Origin of the sequence: Flavobacterium sp. FlaQc-49 (assembly GCF_044005985.1) — a bacterium.
In the GTDB taxonomy this organism is placed as follows: domain Bacteria; phylum Bacteroidota; class Bacteroidia; order Flavobacteriales; family Flavobacteriaceae; genus Flavobacterium; species Flavobacterium cupriresistens.
Genome location: NZ_JBIPCS010000008.1, coordinates 247,397 through 267,273, shown reverse-complemented (window position 1 = coordinate 267,273; position 19,877 = coordinate 247,397). Strand labels below are relative to the sequence as shown.

General features: G+C 35.0%; 17 protein-coding genes. 4 read left to right on the top strand and 13 right to left on the bottom strand.

Features of this window, described 5'->3' with window-relative positions:
* Positions 1-141: 141 nt before the first annotated feature.
* From ACHRV3_RS17455 to ACHRV3_RS17445, 3 genes are read right to left on the bottom strand one after another with little or no spacing between them, the layout of a single operon-like run.
* On the bottom strand, positions 142-888 hold the full coding sequence (locus ACHRV3_RS17455) for a succinate dehydrogenase/fumarate reductase iron-sulfur subunit (protein ID WP_047776761.1): 747 nt from the start codon (positions 886-888) through the stop codon (positions 142-144).
* 37 nt (positions 889-925) lie between these two features.
* A complete protein-coding gene (locus tag ACHRV3_RS17450) occupies positions 926-2,926 on the bottom strand; it encodes a fumarate reductase/succinate dehydrogenase flavoprotein subunit (RefSeq protein WP_047776758.1) in 2,001 nt (666 codons plus the stop codon).
* A gap of 11 nt (positions 2,927-2,937) precedes the next feature.
* A complete protein-coding gene (locus ACHRV3_RS17445) occupies positions 2,938-3,603 on the bottom strand; it encodes a succinate dehydrogenase cytochrome b subunit (RefSeq protein WP_047776755.1) in 666 nt (221 codons plus the stop codon).
* Positions 3,604-3,923: 320 nt separating this feature from the next.
* Here ACHRV3_RS17445 and ACHRV3_RS17440 point away from each other — a divergent pair, with 320 nt between their 5' ends.
* Complete coding sequence (locus ACHRV3_RS17440; protein WP_395435387.1) at positions 3,924-5,285, top strand: hydroxymethylglutaryl-CoA synthase family protein; 1,362 nt, start codon at positions 3,924-3,926, stop codon at positions 5,283-5,285.
* 365 nt (positions 5,286-5,650) lie between these two features.
* Here ACHRV3_RS17440 and ACHRV3_RS17435 read toward each other — a convergent pair whose 3' ends face one another.
* From ACHRV3_RS17435 to ACHRV3_RS17415, 5 genes are all read right to left on the bottom strand, one after another.
* On the bottom strand, positions 5,651-5,827 hold the full coding sequence (locus ACHRV3_RS17435; RefSeq protein WP_395435388.1) for a hypothetical protein: 177 nt from the start codon (positions 5,825-5,827) through the stop codon (positions 5,651-5,653).
* Between the two features lie 72 nt (positions 5,828-5,899).
* Positions 5,900-6,271 carry a hypothetical protein gene (locus ACHRV3_RS17430; protein WP_395442782.1) on the bottom strand — a complete coding sequence of 124 codons (372 nt, stop codon included), beginning with the start codon at positions 6,269-6,271 and terminating at the stop codon, positions 5,900-5,902.
* Between the two features lie 29 nt (positions 6,272-6,300).
* The gene (locus ACHRV3_RS17425; RefSeq protein WP_395435389.1) at positions 6,301-7,146 is read right to left on the bottom strand and encodes a tetratricopeptide repeat protein; all 846 of its coding nucleotides are present in this window, start codon (positions 7,144-7,146) and stop codon (positions 6,301-6,303) included.
* Positions 7,147-7,206: 60 nt separating this feature from the next.
* The gene (locus ACHRV3_RS17420) at positions 7,207-7,761 is read right to left on the bottom strand and encodes a hypothetical protein (protein WP_395435390.1); all 555 of its coding nucleotides are present in this window, start codon (positions 7,759-7,761) and stop codon (positions 7,207-7,209) included.
* 89 nt (positions 7,762-7,850) lie between these two features.
* Positions 7,851-8,603 carry a LytTR family DNA-binding domain-containing protein gene (locus ACHRV3_RS17415; protein ID WP_395435391.1) on the bottom strand — a complete coding sequence of 251 codons (753 nt, stop codon included), beginning with the start codon at positions 8,601-8,603 and terminating at the stop codon, positions 7,851-7,853.
* Between the two features lie 380 nt (positions 8,604-8,983).
* Between ACHRV3_RS17415 and ACHRV3_RS17410 the strand changes: the two genes are divergently transcribed.
* Positions 8,984-10,276, top strand: coding sequence for an aminopeptidase P family protein (locus ACHRV3_RS17410; RefSeq protein ID WP_395426429.1), 1,293 nt, complete (start codon positions 8,984-8,986; stop codon positions 10,274-10,276).
* A gap of 7 nt (positions 10,277-10,283) precedes the next feature.
* A complete protein-coding gene (locus tag ACHRV3_RS17405) occupies positions 10,284-11,183 on the top strand; it encodes an alpha/beta fold hydrolase (protein WP_395435392.1) in 900 nt (299 codons plus the stop codon).
* Positions 11,184-11,797: 614 nt separating this feature from the next.
* Here the strand turns inward: ACHRV3_RS17405 and ACHRV3_RS17400 are convergent.
* On the bottom strand, positions 11,798-12,316 hold the full coding sequence (locus tag ACHRV3_RS17400) for a ferritin (protein WP_047776742.1): 519 nt from the start codon (positions 12,314-12,316) through the stop codon (positions 11,798-11,800).
* Between the two features lie 88 nt (positions 12,317-12,404).
* The gene (locus ACHRV3_RS17395) at positions 12,405-12,761 is read right to left on the bottom strand and encodes a hypothetical protein (RefSeq protein WP_047776739.1); all 357 of its coding nucleotides are present in this window, start codon (positions 12,759-12,761) and stop codon (positions 12,405-12,407) included.
* Positions 12,762-13,018: 257 nt separating this feature from the next.
* Between ACHRV3_RS17395 and ACHRV3_RS17390 the strand changes: the two genes are divergently transcribed.
* A complete protein-coding gene (locus ACHRV3_RS17390) occupies positions 13,019-13,792 on the top strand; it encodes an alpha/beta fold hydrolase (RefSeq protein WP_395435393.1) in 774 nt (257 codons plus the stop codon).
* 414 nt (positions 13,793-14,206) lie between these two features.
* Here ACHRV3_RS17390 and ACHRV3_RS17385 read toward each other — a convergent pair whose 3' ends face one another.
* The 3 genes from ACHRV3_RS17385 to kbl all read right to left on the bottom strand — a co-directional run bounded on the left by ACHRV3_RS17385 (position 14,207) and on the right by kbl (position 19,807).
* The gene (locus ACHRV3_RS17385; RefSeq protein ID WP_395435394.1) at positions 14,207-16,972 is read right to left on the bottom strand and encodes a PD-(D/E)XK nuclease family protein; all 2,766 of its coding nucleotides are present in this window, start codon (positions 16,970-16,972) and stop codon (positions 14,207-14,209) included.
* A gap of 64 nt (positions 16,973-17,036) precedes the next feature.
* Positions 17,037-18,500 carry an OmpA family protein gene (locus ACHRV3_RS17380; protein ID WP_395435395.1) on the bottom strand — a complete coding sequence of 488 codons (1,464 nt, stop codon included), beginning with the start codon at positions 18,498-18,500 and terminating at the stop codon, positions 17,037-17,039.
* Between the two features lie 113 nt (positions 18,501-18,613).
* On the bottom strand, positions 18,614-19,807 hold the full coding sequence (kbl, locus tag ACHRV3_RS17375) for a glycine C-acetyltransferase (protein ID WP_047776731.1): 1,194 nt from the start codon (positions 19,805-19,807) through the stop codon (positions 18,614-18,616).
* Positions 19,808-19,877: the final 70 nt, after the last annotated feature.

Genomic DNA, 19,877 nt, shown 5'->3' with positions numbered 1-19,877 from the left:
ATGCACGAACAAAGTAAAGTTGAAATGAGAACTTATAAAACAAAAAACACCTGCAAAAACGTTTTTGCAGGTGTTTAATTAAAATATTTTTATCTAATAATCTGTATCGATTATTTAGGACTAGTCATAAATGCTATTTTATTATCCTTTTAAACTTGCTGCTAAATACTCACGGTTCATGCGTGCAATATTTTCAAGAGAAATTCCTTTTGGACATTCTACTTCACAAGCTCCGGTGTTGGTACAGTTACCAAAACCTTCAGCATCCATTTGGTGAACCATGTTTAAAACACGATCAACCGCCTCTACCTGACCTTGTGGCAATAAAGCATATTGAGATACTTTTGCAGAAACGAACAACATTGCTGATGAGTTTTTACAAGTAGCCACACAAGCTCCACAACCAATACAAGCAGCAGCATCAAAAGATTTGTCTGCATCGTCTTTGTTAATCGGAATAGTATTGGCATCAATTGTATTTCCTGAAGTATTTACCGAGATAAATCCTCCCGCATGTTGGATTCTGTCAAAAGAACTTCTGTCCACAACTAAATCTTTAATTACAGGGAATGCTTTAGCTCTAAATGGCTCGATAAAAATCGTATCACCATCTTTAAACATACGCATGTGTAACTGACAAGTTGTAACTCCTCTGTCTGGTCCGTGCGCTTCTCCGTTAATAAACAAAGAACACATTCCGCAGATTCCTTCACGACAATCGTGGTCAAATGCTACTGGCTCTTCTCCTTTATTGATTAATTGTTCATTAAGAACATCAAGCATTTCAAGAAAAGACATATCTGGTTCAATTCCGTCAATTGGGTAATCAACGATTGCTCCTTTATCTTGGGCGTTTTTCTGACGCCATATTTTTAGTGTAAGTTTCATTTTGTATCAGTATTAAGTATAACGACTTTGCGAAATACTATTTATAACTACGTTGTACTAATTTGATGTTTTCATAAACCAGAGCTTCTTTGTGTAATACGGCATCACTTGGTTTTCCTTTGTATTCCCAAGCTGCAACGTATGCAAAATTCTCATCATCACGAAGCGCTTCTCCTTCTTCTGTTTGATATTCTTCGCGGAAGTGACCTCCACAAGATTCATTACGGTGTAAAGCATCTTTTGCGAACAATTCTCCTAGCTCAAGGAAATCGGCAACACGAGTTGCTTTTTCTAACTCCTGATTAAATTCATTAGCACTTCCAGGTACTTTTACGTCTTTATAAAACTCTTCACGTAAAGCAGCAATTTCTTCGATCGCCTCAGTCAAACCTTTAGCATTACGAGCCATACCTACTTTATCCCACATGATTTTTCCTAATTTCTTATGGAAATAATCTACAGAATGAGTTCCTTTATTATTGATAAATCTGTCGATTTGATCTTTTACACTTTTCTCTGCTTCTACGAATTCAGGTAAATCTGTAGAAATTTCACCCATTTTAATATCCGGAGCTAAATAATCTCCAATAGTATAAGGCAATACAAAATAACCATCTGCTAAACCTTGCATCAAGGCAGAAGCTCCAAGTCTGTTTGCTCCGTGATCTGAGAAGTTAGACTCTCCGATTGAGAAACATCCAGGAATCGTTGTCATTAAGTTATAATCAACCCAAGTTCCACCCATAGTGTAGTGAACCGCAGGGTAAATCATCATTGGCGTTACATAAGGATTCTCATCAACGATTTTCAAGTACATTTGGAATAAGTTTCCGTATTTACTTTTTACGATATCAGTTCCTAATTTAGTAACCACTGCCGTATCATTAGCATCTAAACCTTTTACGTAAGCTGCCTCTTTTCCATAACGTTCGATAGCTGCAGCAAAATCAAGGTAAACTGCTTCACCTGTTTTGTTAACACCAAAACCGGCATCACATCTTTCTTTTGCAGCACGAGACGCAACGTCACGTGGTACCAAGTTACCAAAAGCAGGATATCTTCTTTCTAAGAAATAATCTCTTTCGCTTTCAGATAAATCAGTTGCTTTTTTCTTTCCTTCACGAATTGCTTTTGCATCTTCTTGTTTTGCAGGAACCCAAATACGACCGTCATTACGTAACGACTCAGACATCAAAGTCAATTTTGACTGATGATCTCCTGAAACCGGAATACAAGTTGGGTGAATTTGTGTATAACAAGGATTCGCGAAAAACGCTCCTTTTTTATGTATTTTCCAAGCTGCTGTTGCATTACTTCCCATAGCATTTGTTGACAAGAAAAATACGTTTCCATATCCTCCTGAACCAATAACTACAGCATGAGCAGAATGTCTTTCTATTTCTCCTGTAACCAAATTACGAGCGATAATACCTCTTGCTTTTCCATCAACGATTACGATGTCTAACATCTCGTGACGGTTGTACATTTTTACTTTTCCACGACCAATCTGACGGTTCATTGCAGAATAAGCTCCTAACAATAATTGTTGTCCGGTTTGTCCTTGTGCGTAAAAAGTACGAGAAACCAAAGTTCCTCCAAAAGAACGGTTATCTAATAATCCGCCATATTCACGAGCCAATGGCACCCCTTGAGCCACACACTGGTCAATAATATTAGCCGAAACTTCAGCCAAACGGTGAACGTTTGCCTCACGTGCACGGTAATCTCCTCCTTTTACAGTATCGTAAAACAATCTGTAAACCGAGTCACCGTCACCTTTATAATTTTTTGCTGCATTGATACCACCTTGTGCAGCAATAGAGTGCGCACGTCTTGGTGAATCCTGAAAACAAAATGCTTTTACGTTATATCCTAATTCAGCCAAAGTAGCCGCAGCAGAACCTCCAGCTAAACCTGTTCCAACGATAATAATATCTAAATTACGTTTATTAGCAGGGTTTACTAAATTAATGTGATCTTTATAATCTGTCCATTTGTCCGAGATTGGACCTTTTGGGATTTTTGAATCTAATGCCATTATAATTGATATTAATTATTGAAATGATGAACTAAAGCGATTATCACGAAAAGTGCCGGTACTACAACCGCAAATCCATAACCGATTTTACTTAAGAATCTGGAATATTTATTGTGCATCCCTACTGATTGAAGAGATGAACTGAATCCGTGCCAAAGGTGGAACCCTAAAAGAACGAAAGACACACAGTAAATTCCTGTACGAATTGGATCGTGAAATTTGTGAACTAACTCACCATAATATCTTGTAGCATCCGGTGCAGTTCCTGCTATATACTTATAAGAAACTTCAGGAAACCAGAAATCATAAAAGTGCAATCCTAAGAATGCTAAAATAACCAGTCCAGAAATAATCATATTTCTTGAAGTCCAAGAAGCATTAGCCGCTCCATTGTATTTTGCGTATGCAATTGGTCTTGCTGCGCTATTTTGTGCTGTCAATATAAATCCCATTACAAAGTGGAAAATTACACCAACTGCCAAAACAGGTTGCATTACATATTGTATCAGCGGATTGTATCCCATAAAGTGAGAAGCTTCGTTAAAAACGTCTTCACTAATAATAGAAATAAAATTTAAGGAAACATGCAGCGCTAAAAACGTGATTAAGAATATTCCCGAAAGAGCCATAGCCACTTTCTTTAAGATGGAAGCATTCAATAGTGCAGATTGTGCCATAAGAGTTTAAGTAGTTTGTTTTAAAAAATTATACAAAAATAAAGTAAATACAAGTGAACTACAACCATTTCGCTCTTATTTATAATCATTTTAAAAAGCCTCTCCGTCAATTATTCAAATTCTTATAAAACAACAAAATAAGTCTCATTACGCGGCCATTTTCTCCAAAACCTGCATTTTATATAATTATCAAATTGCTATTTTTTAGTACTTTTTGACTTGTTTTCCTCAAAAATATAGGAGGCGCTAATTTTATTGCTTTAAAACAACAGAATTCTAAGAGCATAATTTTACCTTTATCCGCTTCAAAAAAAATGAGAATGAAAACAGGAATTGACGCTATTTCTTTTGATGTAGCCAACATACATTTACCTATCAAAACTTTGGCAACCGCCAGAAATATAGAACCCGAAAAATTAGAAAAAGGACTTGGGTTAATCAAAATGACTTTACCGGATGCACACCAGGATGCAGTAGTTTTTGGAGCCAATGCTTTAACCAAACTAATTACCGAAAATCAAATAAACCTAAACGAGATCAGCCGGATTTATGTCGGAACCGAAAGTGCTATCGATAGTTCAAAACCGATCAGTTCTTTTCTGATCGCTTTAATGGAACAAAAGTTTGGTGAAGATTCTTTAGCCGAATGCGATGTTGTCGATTTTACGTTTGCCTGTATTGGTGGTGTTGATGCGTTACAAAACTGTATGGACTTTGTAAAACTAAACCCAACCAAAAAAGCAATTGTAGTTACGACCGATTTTGCCAAATACGATTTAAACTCCACCGGAGAATACACACAAGGCGCCGGAGCTTTGGCCATGTTGGTAACTTCAAACCCAAGAATTATTGCTTTTGATGAAAATTGGGCCACAAGTACAAAAGGCGTTTTTGACTTTTTCAAGCCATACCGAAGCATTTCGAAAGAAACAATTGCACAGAACGAAAACAACGACCCTTGGTTTGATAATTTAGAAGCCGAAATCGAAATCCATAAAGACCAACCGGTTTTTGACGGTCAATATTCAAATCAATGTTATATGGATCGTACGCGTACTGCCTACTTTTCATTCAAAAAATTAAAAAACACTACCGAAACTTTATACAATACCTGGCACAGTATCATCATGCACTTGCCTTATTCTTTTCAGGGACGCCGAATGTTATCTGAAATTTATGCTTTGGATAGTACCGAAAAAATTATAGCTGACGATATCCAGCCTGCAGATTATCAAAACAAAATTAAAGAAGTTGGAAAATCAGCGGACTACCGAAAATTTGTAACCGAAAAATTGCAGCCTGCCGAATTGGCTTCTTCTCTAATCGGAAATCTTTACACAGGCTCTATTTTCATGGGATTACTATCGACTTTGGCTCATTTTTATGATACTAAAAAAGATATTTCCGGAACTAAATTCGGATTCTTAGCCTACGGAAGCGGATCAAAATCTAAAGTTTTTGAAGGAACCATTCAACCCGAATGGCAATCGACTTTAAGTCAAACCAAACTTTTTGAAAACTTAACTAAAAGTGTAGAAATTGATTTTGAAACTTACGAGAGACTTCACAAAAAAGAACAAAAAGTAAGCATCAGAACACCCAAACAAGAATGGGTTCTGGATCGAATCGAAAAAGAAATCCCTAATTTGATTGGGGCTCGTTATTATAAGTGGGAGAACTAAAAATTCCAATATTTTTAAATTCCAAATTCCAATTTGTGGCTTATAAAAAACCGAAGTTTTAACGCTTCGGTTTTTTTATGCTACTATTCTATTGTCCGTCTATATCTTGCTTGCGTTAATCGACGCAATTCGCCTGTTTTGCCATTTCGAGCGAAGTCGAGAAGTCATACAAAAAACTCCGTACAGTTTGTCATCCTGAGGAACGAAGGATTTACGTTTGCTGAATCCATACCGCTGAACTTCCCTTTACGGAATTACTTGTGAAGATACTTCGTTTCTCAGTGTGACAAAATCGCGAAAAATAGAAACGGATCAACGTGTGTGATTTCTCGACTTCGCTCGAAATGACAAATCATCCAAAATTCTTAGTCTTTTTTATGCTGTTCCGTATAATTTTGATTGCCTTTAATTCTTGTATCCTCTGTGTGCATCCCGTTTGCCATTCCTAACATGAAGGCGGTCATTACTAAAAGGAGTTTTCGTTTTATCCAATGAAGTAGTTGCTTAGATTGCTCTAAACGTGTTTTATTTTGTTTATACATTTTGTAAATGATAAATGATTAGACATTATGATATCATCTTATGCTCTGAGTAGCATAAATGCTTAAAAAATCTTAAGCGCTGTATAAACTTGTATCGAAATGTCTTGAAGTATTTATTTCATTTACAAAAATGGACTGTTTTATAAATGAATTTATGTTTTGATGAAGATGTGTACATAATCTTAAAAGAACCCGAGTTTGAAAACCAGATGCTTCTTTAATTGGAACAAAATTTAAAAGTATTGGAAACGAAATTTTTCCAATTGATTTTAGTTGGCCAAATTTGTATAATCGAAGATTTCTAACCGCTAGTTCTTTTCTTAAAATTACATAGGACGATTGATAATAATCCGCAGATTTTGATTGAGAATCTAAAGCACAGTCAGTAGCAATCACAGCAAGAGCCAGAAAGAGGTAAATGAAGTATTTTAGATGTTTTTTCAATTTCAATTTAAAGCTATAGAATACCGTTGTTATTGCCCCAATTCCTTTTTCATTTTCTCAACCAAAGGCTTAAATCTTTGGTCATTCATTAAATACGATTCTACCTCTTGAAACCAGTTATTGAAGTTTTTAATTTCTTTTTTCAAATAGTAGGCTTGCAACACGTTATAGGCATTTTCAGAGTTATAAGTTTTATCCTTGCACTCTTTAAAGACTTTACGACATACCTTTTCAGCCTCTTGAAGATTACCATTTTTAGTTTCCGCATAAACTAACTCTTTATTCGTATAAGCATCAAGCGGCTCTTTCTTTAGAGCAATCTCCAAAACATCTACTGCTTTCTGATATCGTTTCAGACAATTATAAGAAAAGGCCAATTCTACCAGAAGACCTTTATACTCAGGATTAATTACTTTGGCCTTCTCAAGATAGTCCAGCGCTTTTTCGCACTCTCCCCAGCCATTATACATATAACCCCACTTATAAAGTCGGTCAACTGAACCCTCACCTACTTTATAATGTTTAAGCCAATCCGGAGTTTTCTCAATATTTAACTCAGCAAACTTTGATTCAGGAAGAAGTGCTACCATATTGTTATTAGGTTGTAATCTATACTTTATGGAACTCTTCACTTCTGTTTTTTCCGAAATAAATTTATTACCGGACTCAATTTTAAAAGTTCCCGCATAGTCCAACGTTAATCCCGCATCTGCATCTATGTATATAAAACCGTAAGGATAAGCACCTGTACTATCTGCCTCAAAAGCCACCCATTTATCCTCGCATTGCACAAATTTCTTGTCAAATTTAATATTGTCTTGTGCAGAGAGGTTAAACGAAATAAACAAAACAAGTAGGACAAGAATCTTATTCATAAATTTAGCAATATGGATTTGCAGCTTAAAAAGCCCATTAAAAATTCAAATATATAGATTTCAACTCATTTTTACACTATCATTCCTACAAAGAAGCAATGTTAATCCCAAAACAAAAACCACACAACTCAACAACATCCAAACACCATCTTTTAATACAAAAAACGAAAAACCTATTGTGGGTGCAGCAAGAATCACCATTAAGGAACTCGTCCTATTTGTTTTAACAAAATTCAATGCATGTATAGCCAATCCAATAAAAAGTAAAGACGGCCCCACAGTCACAAAAGGATATAGAATAAATGGTGTCGTACTTATCTGGTGACTTAATGCTTCTTTGGCGAACTCGTTATTCCCGAAACTTGACATGATAAAGTCAATTGTACAAAGACCAACATGAGCAATAACCCCTAACGTAGTCACAACTGTTGCAACCGAATTTATTTTGTTCTTCGGAAACACGTCATTAAACGAGAGCAACAAACAGGCTCCAATTAAATTAAACCAATGCGGAAAATCGATTGGTTCTTGAAAATTTGGTAAAATCTTAGAAAAGAAAAAATAACTGATAAGAAAAAATAGCAATCCAAGTAGGCAAATGTGTTTTGTTTTCATAATTAAGTTTTAAAATTGATGAGACAAAACTAAAATGAAAAACTTCTGAACATACCTCCAGCATTGACTTAGGTACAAAACGCATCTTTTTAGGTACGAAATTGTAAGGCCCGTAAAGTTTCTTTATAATTTTTAGAAACCGGGAGTTCAATTTGCGTAAGTACAATCGTATTTTGATCCTTCCAGGATTTAAAATGTGATGGATTTATTAAATGTGAACGATGGATTTGAATCAAAAAAGCAAAATCCTCCTGCACTTTTTTAAGTGAAGAACGAATCAATTTGGAATGAAGTTTAGCATTTTCGATATAAAAAATCTCGACATAATTTTGGGCATTCGAAATACAAACCAAATCAGTCTTTCTGATTTTCAGAATATCCAGCTTATTCTCTCCTTTAATAATTAAAACATCTTCTTTTATAGGAATCAGTTTAATCAGATATCTTCTGGCAAGAATAAGTACGGGAGTTAGAATTAGCGCAACTTTGAGAAATATTATTGAAAAGAACGCAGCAAAACTATATCCTCCGTTTAAAATTGGACTTTTATAATAGGCAAAAATACCTATAAGATAGATCAGATAAAAAAAGATAATACTTGCTATTTCTAATCCAATATTCCATTTTGCTGATTTCTGGTAAACTATTTTTTGAAGAACAGCGAGAACAGCATAACATAAAAAGGCCAACAAGCTAAAGCCAAAACTTATTAAAAGCCATAATCGAAAATTTAGAGTCCCATCATCAAAAGGTTTTATGATAAAGGCGAAAATAAAGATCCATAAGGCTATGAGCAGACCTACTATTAAATGATATTTTATTTTCGGATTCAATTCTTTCATCTTTCCTAAAGTAATTTACAGCAAACAGAAATTAACTAATTTTCTGCTTGTTTTATAGGGCCAAGATACAAAACACCACAATTGACAAACTATTTTAAACCGTAATTTTCTCTCACAATGCCCAAAAACGGAAATTTCATAACCATATAAGTGATGTAAGTTCATTTAAAGAAAAACTTATATTCTCTTATATTACTTATATGGTTTATTTAAAAAATCGTAAAAAACCACTCTGTTTTAATAGCACCTGCAATCTGCATCAAAAAAGCTTTCACTTTATCATCAATCCAAAGAATAAGAAAACTTTAATAAACCAATTTTGTGCTGCTTCTTCAAAAAGTAGTAATTTTGAAATTCGAAGTACAAAAAACAATACTACTATGAAATATCACCAAATAAACAGCGCTCTTTTTGTAAAAAATCGCAAAAAATTCACGGCAGAAATGAAACCTAATTCTGTTGCCGTTTTTAATTCCAACGACATTTACCCTGTTAGTGCCGATAGTACACTGCCTTTTGCACAACACAGAGATATTTTTTATCTGAGTGGTGTTGATCAGGAAGAGAGTATTTTACTTTTATTCCCGGATGCTCCTTACGAAAACCAAAAAGAAATCCTTTTCCTTAAAGAAACCAGTGAGCACATCGCTATTTGGGAAGGTGAAAAATTAACCAAAGAACGTGCTTTTCAGGTTTCAGGAATCAGAACGGTTTATTGGTTACAGGATTTTCATAAAGTGTTGAACGAAATGATGACGTATGCCGATACCATGTACATTAACACCAACGAACATTATCGTGCAGCTGTTGAAACAGAAACTCGTGAAGCCCGTTTTGTAAAATGGTGGAAAGAAAAATACCCTGCACATCAGGTGGCAAAAAGTAATCCGATTTTACAACGCATTCGTTCGATAAAAGAAAGCGAAGAAATCGATTTGATTCAGCAAGCTTGCGATATTACAGAACTAGGTTTCCGCAGATTGCTTTCGTTTGTAAAACCGAATGTTACAGAATACGAAATCGAAGCCGAATTGATTCACGAATTTGTCCGTAATCGTTCTAAAGGTTTTGCTTACACGCCGATTATTGCTTCAGGCAATAATGCAAATGTGTTGCATTATATAGAAAACAACCAACAATGTAAAGCCGGTGACTTGATTTTATTGGATGTCGCGGCAGAATACGCTAACTATTCAAGTGACTTATCACGTACAATTCCGGTTTCTGGAAAATATACCGACAGACAAAAAGCAGTTTATAATGCTGTTTTGAGAGTCAAAAATGAGGCAACCAAAATGCTTACTCCGGGAACGCTTTGGAAACAATATCATATTGAAGTTGGTAAAGTCATGACTTCTGAATTACTTGGTTTAGGTCTGATTGACAAAGCCGATGTTCAAAACGAAAATCCGGACTGGCCAGCGTATAAAAAATATTTTATGCACGGAACCTCTCACCACATGGGACTGGACACACACGATTATGGTTTGCTTCATGAGCCAATGAAAGCCAATATGGTTTTTACAGTTGAACCGGGAATCTACATTCCGGCAGAAGGTTTCGGAATCAGATTGGAAGACAATGTTGTAGTTCAGGAAAAAGGAGAACCTTTCAACTTAATGCGCAATATTCCAATTGAGGCGGATGAAATTGAAAGTTTGATGAACTCATAAGCGCAAAATGAAAAGGATTTTTCTATTTACTTTTCTGCTCCTTCTTAGCAAAACTTTCGCTCAAACCGAAGGCTTTGCAAAGAACAATGACGCCAGTTTAACGTATTACAAAACATTTGGAAAAGGCGAACCGCTTTTGATTATTAACGGTGGCCCCGGAATGAACAGTAATGGTTTTGAAGCTATGGCAAAAACGTTGTCTGAAAATCAGGAAACGATTATCTACGATCAAAGGGGAACCGGAAAATCGAAATTGGTAAAATTGAATGCTACGACCATTTCGATGCTATTAATGGCCGACGATATTGAATCGCTGAGAAAACACCTTAAAATCAAGAAATGGAACATTCTCGGACATTCTTTTGGAGGAATGTTAGCTTCTTATTATGCAACGATCTACCCAAACAGCATTGATAAATTAATTTTATCATCGTCCGGCGGTGTCGATCTGACTTTATTAAAAACCGCTAATCTAATTGAAGCCGGATTAAATCAAGCTCAAAAAGATTCTCTGAATTACTGGAATGACAAAATCGAAAAAGGAGACACTTCTTATACCGCAAGAATTGGAAGAGGAAGAGCAATGGCTCCCGCTTATGTTTACGACCAGAAATACGCCCCGATCATTGCCGAAAGATTAACACAAGGCAACTCGACAATAAACGGATTATTATGGGCTGACATGCAAAAAATGAATTTTGATTGCAAAGCAAAATTGAAAAATTTCAAAAATCCGGTTTTAGTCATTCAGGGAAAAGAAGACATTATCAGCAATGAAATTGGAGAAATTGCAAATAAAACATTCCCCAATTCAAAATTAATTTTACTCGAGCATTCCAAACATTATGGCTGGCTCGATGCCAGAGAAAAGTACTTCCTGGAAATTAATTCCTTTTTAAAATCATAAAAAACTACAAACGGCTTTCAGAAATGTAAGCCGTTTCTGTTTTCAAAAAACACTTTTTCTTTAACATAAAGATTAAACGAGCCTTTTGGGCTTACTTATTTTTCAATAAATAAAAGTATGCGCAAAAGGAATAAAACCCTAAAGTTGTGGGGAAGTAAAAAATTGAATGTAAAAATTTAATTTGTCTAAAAAAACGCCAAATTCACAAAATACACACTCAGTTTGTCATTTCGAGCGAAGTCGAGAAATCACACAAGATATTCCGTAAAGAAAAGCACCAATCTTTGTCGATTTGCGAGTGCGATTTCTCGACTTCGCTCGAAATGACAGGATAGGGTAAAATTGTAAATATTAGGGTGCTACAAAAAACGTAATACCCATTAAATATTCCATTAACAATCTCCTTCATTGAAAGCAGATAATCAGAGCGTTTAACCTTTTTTAGCTTTGCGGCTTCGCGACTCTGCGAGATTTTTAATTCGTCGCTGTCTTTAGGCTTGACCACAAAACATTAAACCAATATAAATTTATAGCGCTCTTAATCGCTTAAAACAAAAAGCCCTTAATGACATTTTAAATCATTAAGGGCTTTTTTATAACTTATAAATTGAAGTTTATCCAATTTTTGAAATCTGCAAATCCAGTTCAAATTTACCGGCTGCGTCATTTTCATTGATTAACTCAAAAAGCTCTAAAGCTCTTCTTGCATTTTTCTCTTCTTCTCTTTGCTCTACAACATACCACATCATAAAGTTTTCTGTAGCATAATCGTTCTCAGCTCTACATTTTGCAATCACTTTGTTTACCGCTTGAGTAACTGCAATTTCATTTTGCAAAGCAATTTCAAATACATTTTTAAAAGAAGCAAACTCTTGTTGAACTTCAGAAACAGTTGGCGTGATTGCAATCCCGCCCATGTCAGTGATGTATTTAAAAACTTTAAGGAAATGCTCTCTTTCTTCCTCCGCTTGCTTATACATATGTGATGCTGTATTCGCAAAACCATTTCTATCCAACCATGCTGCCATAGCTAAATATTTATTAGAAGCATCGCTCTCTATTTTTGATTGTAAGTTTAGTATTTTCTCTATTCCTTCAACTAAGGAAGAACTTGTTCTTAATAAATCTTTCATGACCTTTAATTTTTATACGTGTAAAATTACAAAAATTAAAACCACTAACACTAGACGTCAATAAATATGGATTTATTCTAAGTAAACGTTAGACCAGATCAGCGGTCAAAACACTGCAAAGCATAGAGTGCAGGTTCAACGTAAATTTGGTTCCATTTAATAGTTCTCTAAGTTGCACTATTTCGCAAATGGTAAGATTTCTGGAGAAATTTCTTTTTGTAGTTTCTATTAACTGCGCATCAGACTGATCAGACAAATCATAAAGCATGTTCAGAATATCAACGTTATTGACCTTTCTTTGAAAAATCAAAAAATCCTGAATTTTATAATGAGATACGGTATCTACAAAGTTGATGACTACGCTATTAGTCAAATCACATTGATAACTGTATCCTTTTTCGGTTTCAAATAATATTTTGGTGTTCAAATCACTAAATTCTGCCATTCTTATAAAATATAATAGACCGCAAAATTATATAAATTAAATTAATTTCAAACATAATTAAGACTAATTTAAAATAAGGGAATCTTTCTTTGCCTTAAAATTTACAAAACAAACTACTCCTCATTACCAAAACCAACATAAAAAGTTAAAAATATCCTCTATTGCTTTTAAAGCATATTAACAAAAATGAAACACAATACTTTTTGAAGTCCATCGATAAAACTCTAATTTTGCACCTCATTCACATCTTCAGAGTCTTGAGAAATCTTCTATACAAAAACACCACTATATCTTATACTGATAACGGACAAGGAAACGCAATTGTATTCCTTCACGGCTTTCTTGAAAATAAAACCATGTGGAAAGATTATGTTTCTTTTTTTACAGATCAGTATCGTGTTATTACAATTGATTTGTTAGGCCATGGCCAATCCGATTGTTTGGGGTATATACACGAGATGGAAGAAAATGCACATGTTGTTCAGGAAGTTTTAGCTCATCTAAAAATTGAAAAAGCTACGATACTAGGTCATTCTATGGGAGGTTATGTAGGCTTGGCTTTCGCCGAATTGTATCCCGCTGCTATCAAAAAACTAGTATTAATAAATTCAACTGCCCGAGAAGACAGTCCGGAAAAGAAAACCAACAGAAGCCGTGCTATAAAAGCAGTAAAACAAAATTACATCGCTTTTGTAAGTTTAGCAATCGCCAATTTGTTTAGTGAAAACAACAGGACTAAATTCGCTATAGAAATTGAACGCGCTAAGCTTCATGCTTTAAAAACACCCTTACAAGGAATCATAGCCTCACTGGAAGGAATGAAAATCAGAAAGGACAGAGAAGCCCTTTTACAAAAAAATCTTTTTCCGGTTCTGCTGGTTTTAGGAAAAAAAGATCCTGTTTTAAATTACGAAGAGACTATTTCTCAAGTTGAAGACACCACCGCAGAATTGGTTTCTTTTGAAGACGGACATATGAGCCCAATTGAAAATAAAGAAGAACTAAAAATAGTATTGTCACATTTTCTTTAACAATTAAAAAGAACGAAATAAAAAAAGACCATTTCGAAATATCGAAACAGCCTTTTTCTTCTTTTCGTGGGGGCAAAAAGTATAATTTGTAAAATTTCTTTTAAAAATTTCGGCAAAGTTATTCTTTTTCTCCAGTAATCATAACCTACTGAATCACTTTTGTTTATAGTTTATAATTTGATTCTTATAAAAACAGCATCTGTAAATAAATTCGGTAAAAACAACACATTTTCTTGAAATTATAGAATTTTACTTCATAAAACTCAATTACAAAACTCTTGTTTTCGAGACTATTGCGTCCTAAAAAAGCCTTTTATCGCTTTTATAAGAGAAAAACTACTTAGCTGTATTGCAATTTTGTAAATGACTTAAGTCTTTTAACAGAATTCTATTTCTTTTTATCGTCCCAAAAAACTAGTTTATTTTCTCTTCAAAAGGAATAGTCACATCAAAAATCTCTTTCAGCAACACAACAATCTCTTCTAAATAACTGCCGAGTATTTCTTTTGAAACAGTTGTCGTCAATTCCTTATCTTCTTTAAAACCGAAGGGTAAAAAACCCGACTTCAGGTTTTTAAAGGAAATTATTCCTGCTTCTATCGGAATTTCTTTTACTTCCGTTTCAAACATAAACGCATAGGCCAACACCTGTATGATTTTATCGTTTTTAAGCTCTTGTGTCAATCCATTCCATGATTTCAGCACCACACTGGCTTTTTCCACTTTTCCTGTCTTATAATCAATGATTCTGATTTTTCCGTTACGCAACTCGATCCTGTCTACATTTCCTTTAATCAAAACCGGAAATGGCAAAGCGGGATGCTGTAGTTGGCGTTCAAATGTTTTTTCTAAAGCAATAATCTGAACTTGGTCTCCATTTGAGATTAAATCCAATTCCATTTTCAGAAAATTCGAAACATTCCGTTTGGCTACCTCAAACGCCAAGAGGTTACGTCCTTTCTTAATCTCCCCTTCCTTATAAACTACTTTGAACTGTTTTAATACTTCCTCATCCAACAATTTAAAGCAATTCTTAATGTCAATTTCTGAAATTAATCGCCCGACAAAAGGATCATACAAAGCTTTCAGAGTCTCATGTATAATAGTTCCAAGTGTATTTAAGGCAATATTTTCTTCTACTTCCTCAACCTCCCTGATTCTCAGAATTTTTTGAAAGTAAAATTCAATCGGATTTCGAATATAACTCGTCAAAGCCGAAGGAGAAAACCCGTTCACCGCAATCTCTTTTAATCGCTCCAAAACGGCCTCTGACTTCGGAACCACCATTGGTGTATTGGCCATCGCAGGTAAAACCGGATTGTAGATATCAAAAGTAAGATTGTGTTTGACTTGTTTTTCTACTTCCAATTGTGTTATAAAACGACTGCGCTCTCCTGCATCTAAACCATCATTCTCTGTGTTGTAAATAAGGTAGATATTTTTAGCCCTTTGCAGTAAATGATAAAAGTGATAGGTATAAATAGCGTCCTTTTCTTTAAAAGTTGGCAATCCCAATTCCTTTTTAACATCATATGGAATAAATGAATTTTGAGATTTACCTGCAGGAAATTTACCTTCGTTCATAGAAGTTACAATTACAGTATCAAAATCCAAAACACGACTTTCCAGGACTCCCATAATTTGTAACCCTCTTAAAGGCTCTCCTTCAAACGAGACTTCCGCCACATCAATTACCTGTTTATAAATCGCATACAGCGTATCAATATTATCGATATGTTTGTGTTTAGCATAATAGCTAATCAACTTATTGATCACTTTAAAAATCGCAAAAACAAAGGCTTTCGCTATCTTCTCCTCTTCATTATCATTGCTGAAATTCTTTTTTATAACAAGCAAAAGTGTCGATATATTCTCGAGAACAGCGATGGATCCGTTTTCCCACTTTTGAAATAGTAATTTAAAAAGATCGGATACCTTAGGATTCAATTCAAACAATCTGTTATGGGTAATAAAAGTATAATTGTTCTCTTTTATAATCTTAACTAAACTACCTGCATTTGCGTAGGGCTCTACTAGCGGATGCGTTAAAACATCCAGCACATCTTTATAATAAAAAACATAACTCTCTCCTTTTCTGGAAAGTGCATTCGTATGCATTTTAAACAATTTTGCGATCAATATTTGTGAAGGATTGTTTCTACTCGAATACCCCATCGTAATATTCAAAGCACCAACAGAAGATGGTAATGAATATAAAACCGGGATCAACAAGTTCTCTTCGCCTAAAACAACAGCCACCTTATCGAGAGATGTTGTTGGATTTTCTGCAATTATACGCTCAATAATGCTTCCCGTTAATTTAGCCTGACCAATTGTTTTTGGAGTTCCAATAACCTGAATGTTTTTTGATTGAGAAAAATCATCAACGATCCACTCAAAAGGATTTGCTTTATAGTGTTTCCAATTTTCTTTAAAACGGCGCACAAAAAGTCCGGCATCGTGGTAAGGATCATTGAGAAAGACTTGGTCTACATCCCAATAAATTCTGGCTTGATCTAAAGCCAAAAGATGTTGCACGATTTTTTCTTCCGCCGCATTTAAAGCATTGAATCCCGCAAAAAGAAAACTGCGTCCAGCAGTTGTATTTGAAAAATGATTTAAATTATGGACTGCTTCGCGGTAAATCAAGCCTTGATAGCCAATACTCTTATTGAGCAGATGATTATACAAAGACTCATAATACAACGGCAGTAATTTCCAGAAATCAATATAATTTTCTAAAAGTTTGGTTTTGTTCTCTACTTCTATCCCCCATTTTTTAATGTCTTCAATATCGTTCAGATATGACAAAACATGAGAGGGTTCCAACAGGTAACGATCAATTTCATTAAAATCCTGAAGAAGTGTTTTTGCCCAGTTGGCAAATAATTCGAATGACTGTTGATGTTGCTTTTCTGTAATAGAAAGATACACTTCGTAGAACTCGAAGAGCAATTCGATTGAATCAACAGACCGAATAGTGGCAACATCTTGTACAAAATCCTCAATACTAATTATATCCGGAGAAAGGATTGTATGGGAAGTTTCGTTTTTTAAGGCTTCAATTAAAAAAACCTTTGCTCTTTTATTAGGCAAAATAATAGTCGTCTCTGCCAGTTTATGGGAATAATCCTGAATGATAACGGTTGCTATTTTTTCGAGAAAGGAAGTATTTATCATTTGATAAAAATAAAAAAAGCCATTCAATTAAGAATGGCTTTTAGTATTTATTTTAAACTGTAAATTATAGTTTACCTTGGTATTTAGAACCAATGTGTTTAATTTCAGTTCTTCTGTTTTGAGCTTTTCCTGCAGCAGTTTTGTTACTTGCAACTGGTTGAGAAGATCCAAAACCTTTAGATTCTAAGTTTTCTTTGTTAACTCCTCTTTCAACTAACGCGTTTAATACAGCGTCAGCTCTTTCTTGAGAAAGTTTGTCATTGATTTTAGCAGAACCTGTACTATCTGTGTGTCCTTCAATGCTGAATTTCGCGTTTGGATAGTTTTTAAGGATTTCTTTAATTGCATCTAATCTAGCTGGAGTTTCTTTGTCTCCTGTTTTGAAAGTAGCTTTTCCTGAGTTAAAGTATACCGCTCTAGCTTGAACTTTAAGATCTTCTAAAGCCTCAGTAGTTACTTCTGGACATCCTCTGTTACTAGCAGGACCGTAAACTGTAGGACAATCATCATCTTTATCTGCTACACCATCTTTGTCAGCATCTAAGAAAGGACAACCACCGTTTTCTTTTGGACCCGCAACTGTAGGACATTTGTCATCTTTATCAGCGATTCCGTCTCCATCAGTATCAGGACAACCTTTTAAAGCAGCTAAACCAGCAACATCTGGACAAGCATCATCTTTATCAGCAATTCCGTCTCCGTCTGTATCAGGACATCCGTTTAATGCAGCTAAACCAAAAACATCTGGACAAGCATCACTAGCGTCAACGATTCCGTCTCCGTCAGTATCAGGACATCCGTTGAATTGTTTTAAACCAGCAACATCTGGACAAGCATCGTCTTTGTCATAGATTCCGTCACCGTCAGTATCTTTACCTCCAAATTTGAAGATAAGACCAGCAGTATGTTGGAAGTGAGATGGAGCATCTGGAGTACCAGAAGCATCTTCTCTATCTCCAGAAACTGACCATTTGTATTTAGTAGCAAGCTCTAAACCAATAGCATCAGTAAACCAGAAAGTAACACCAGCACCTGGGTTAACAGTTCCGTAGCTACTGTCTCCTAAGAAAACATAACCACCACCTACAGTTAACGAAGGATCGATTACTTTAGATTTGATTAATTCTTGGAAGCTATATTTAATAGTAGCATCAATTCCATAATACATCAAATCACCAGGATTACTTACAACCATACCTCTTGAATCATGTCCAGGAGCAGTTGGATTAAAAGTAACGTATTTGTCAATTTTGTTTACAGAACCTTGTAAACCAACTGAGAAACCACTACCAACATATTTAGACACTCCGATGTAAGACAAAGAAGGAAGGATATTCCAGTTGTCTTTTACAGCGAATGGCTGAGAAAAGTGTTGGTTGATCCAACCATTACCTCCACCAGCACTAGTCCTAGTGTCAACGGCATTAACTCCAAAAGAGATAGCCCATGGATTGTTACTGTCTTGCGCGTGAGAACTTAAACCCATCACCATCATCACAGCAACTAAAAGTTTGTTAAGATGTTTCATACTTAATTTTTTTAATTACAATTTAGTTAATTACAAGCAAAAGTAACACCAAATTTTTTAAATACAAAATGAAATGTTAAAAAAAACCTACAAAAATTCGGCCAATGTGGTAATTATATAACTTTTAACATTTTTCCGACAACTTCAAAAGCCTTTATCGCTCTGTCCAAGTGCTCTTTAGTATGGGCTGCCGAAAGTTGCACTCTGATCCTTGCTTTTTCTTTCGGTACAACAGGAAAGAAGAATCCGATTACATAAATCCCTTCTTTCAAAAGTTCATTAGCCATAGTCTGTGACAATTTAGCATCGTACAACATTACCGGCACAATCGCTGAATCTCCATCTATAATATCAAATCCGGCATTTTTCATACCTTCTTTAAAATAATTTGTATTCCACTCTAACTTATCTCTTAGTGAAGTATCTTTTTCTAACAACTCAAAAACCTTAATAGAAGCCCCAACAATAGCCGGTGCAAGTGAATTTGAAAACAAATAAGGTCTTGATCGTTGACGAAGCAATTCAATAATTTCTTTCTTAGCGGTCGTATAACCTCCCATTGCTCCACCTAATGCTTTACCAAGGGTTCCGGTTATAATATCAACTCTTCCCATAACTCCTTTTGCCTCAAGAGTACCTTTACCGGTTGCTCCGATAAATCCTGCTGCATGACATTCATCAACCATAACCATAGCATCGTATTTGTCTGCCAAGTCACAGATTTTATCCAATGGCGCCACAAGACCATCCATAGAGAATACACCGTCAGTAACAATTAGTTTAAAACGAGCTCCGGCTTCATTAGCCTTAATCAATTGTTGTTCTAAATCTTCCATGTTACTATTTTCATAGCGATAACGGGCCGCTTTACACAAACGAACACCATCTATAATAGAAGCATGGTTTAAACTATCTGAAATAATTGCATCATTTTCTCCCAACAACGGCTCAAAAACACCTCCGTTTGCATCAAAAGCCGCTGCATATAAAATAGTATCTTCTGTACCATAAAAATCAGCAATCTTTTTCTCCAATGTTTTATGAATATCCTGCGTACCGCAAATAAAACGAACAGACGACATTCCAAAACCATGTGTATCCATAGCGTCTTTAGCCGCTTGTACCACTTCTGGATGCGAAGAAAGGCCTAAATAATTGTTGGCACAAAAATTCAAAACTTTTTCACCTGTCGAAATTGTAATTTCAGCATCCTGAGCTGAAGTAATTATACGTTCTTTCTTAAAAATTCCATTTTCTTCAATAGTTTGCAACTCACTTTGCAAATGTTCTTTTATTTTTCCGTACATTTTTATTTATTTAATATGTTAAAAATTAACAACTTAACCCTAATTAAGCTATTAACAACTGATTAATTTT

What these genes read in the sequence shown, in the direction of transcription:
- ACHRV3_RS17455 (WP_047776761.1), bottom strand. Translation starts at nt 888, where the DNA reads ATGAAACTTACACTAAAAATATGGCGTCAGAAAAACGCCCAAGATAAA.
- ACHRV3_RS17450 (WP_047776758.1), bottom strand. Translation starts at nt 2,926, where the DNA reads ATGGCATTAGATTCAAAAATCCCAAAAGGTCCAATCTCGGACAAATGG.
- ACHRV3_RS17445 (WP_047776755.1), bottom strand. Translation starts at nt 3,603, where the DNA reads ATGGCACAATCTGCACTATTGAATGCTTCCATCTTAAAGAAAGTGGCT.
- ACHRV3_RS17440 (WP_395435387.1), top strand. Translation starts at nt 3,924, where the DNA reads ATGAAAACAGGAATTGACGCTATTTCTTTTGATGTAGCCAACATACAT.
- ACHRV3_RS17435 (WP_395435388.1), bottom strand. Translation starts at nt 5,827, where the DNA reads ATGTATAAACAAAATAAAACACGTTTAGAGCAATCTAAGCAACTACTT.
- ACHRV3_RS17425 (WP_395435389.1), bottom strand. Translation starts at nt 7,146, where the DNA reads ATGAATAAGATTCTTGTCCTACTTGTTTTGTTTATTTCGTTTAACCTC.
- ACHRV3_RS17420 (WP_395435390.1), bottom strand. Translation starts at nt 7,761, where the DNA reads ATGAAAACAAAACACATTTGCCTACTTGGATTGCTATTTTTTCTTATC.
- ACHRV3_RS17415 (WP_395435391.1), bottom strand. Translation starts at nt 8,603, where the DNA reads ATGAAAGAATTGAATCCGAAAATAAAATATCATTTAATAGTAGGTCTG.
- ACHRV3_RS17410 (WP_395426429.1), top strand. Translation starts at nt 8,984, where the DNA reads ATGAAATATCACCAAATAAACAGCGCTCTTTTTGTAAAAAATCGCAAA.
- ACHRV3_RS17405 (WP_395435392.1), top strand. Translation starts at nt 10,284, where the DNA reads ATGAAAAGGATTTTTCTATTTACTTTTCTGCTCCTTCTTAGCAAAACT.
- ACHRV3_RS17400 (WP_047776742.1), bottom strand. Translation starts at nt 12,316, where the DNA reads ATGAAAGATTTATTAAGAACAAGTTCTTCCTTAGTTGAAGGAATAGAG.
- ACHRV3_RS17395 (WP_047776739.1), bottom strand. Translation starts at nt 12,761, where the DNA reads ATGGCAGAATTTAGTGATTTGAACACCAAAATATTATTTGAAACCGAA.
- ACHRV3_RS17385 (WP_395435394.1), bottom strand. Translation starts at nt 16,972, where the DNA reads ATGATAAATACTTCCTTTCTCGAAAAAATAGCAACCGTTATCATTCAG.
- ACHRV3_RS17380 (WP_395435395.1), bottom strand. Translation starts at nt 18,500, where the DNA reads ATGAAACATCTTAACAAACTTTTAGTTGCTGTGATGATGGTGATGGGT.
- kbl (WP_047776731.1), bottom strand. Translation starts at nt 19,807, where the DNA reads ATGTACGGAAAAATAAAAGAACATTTGCAAAGTGAGTTGCAAACTATT.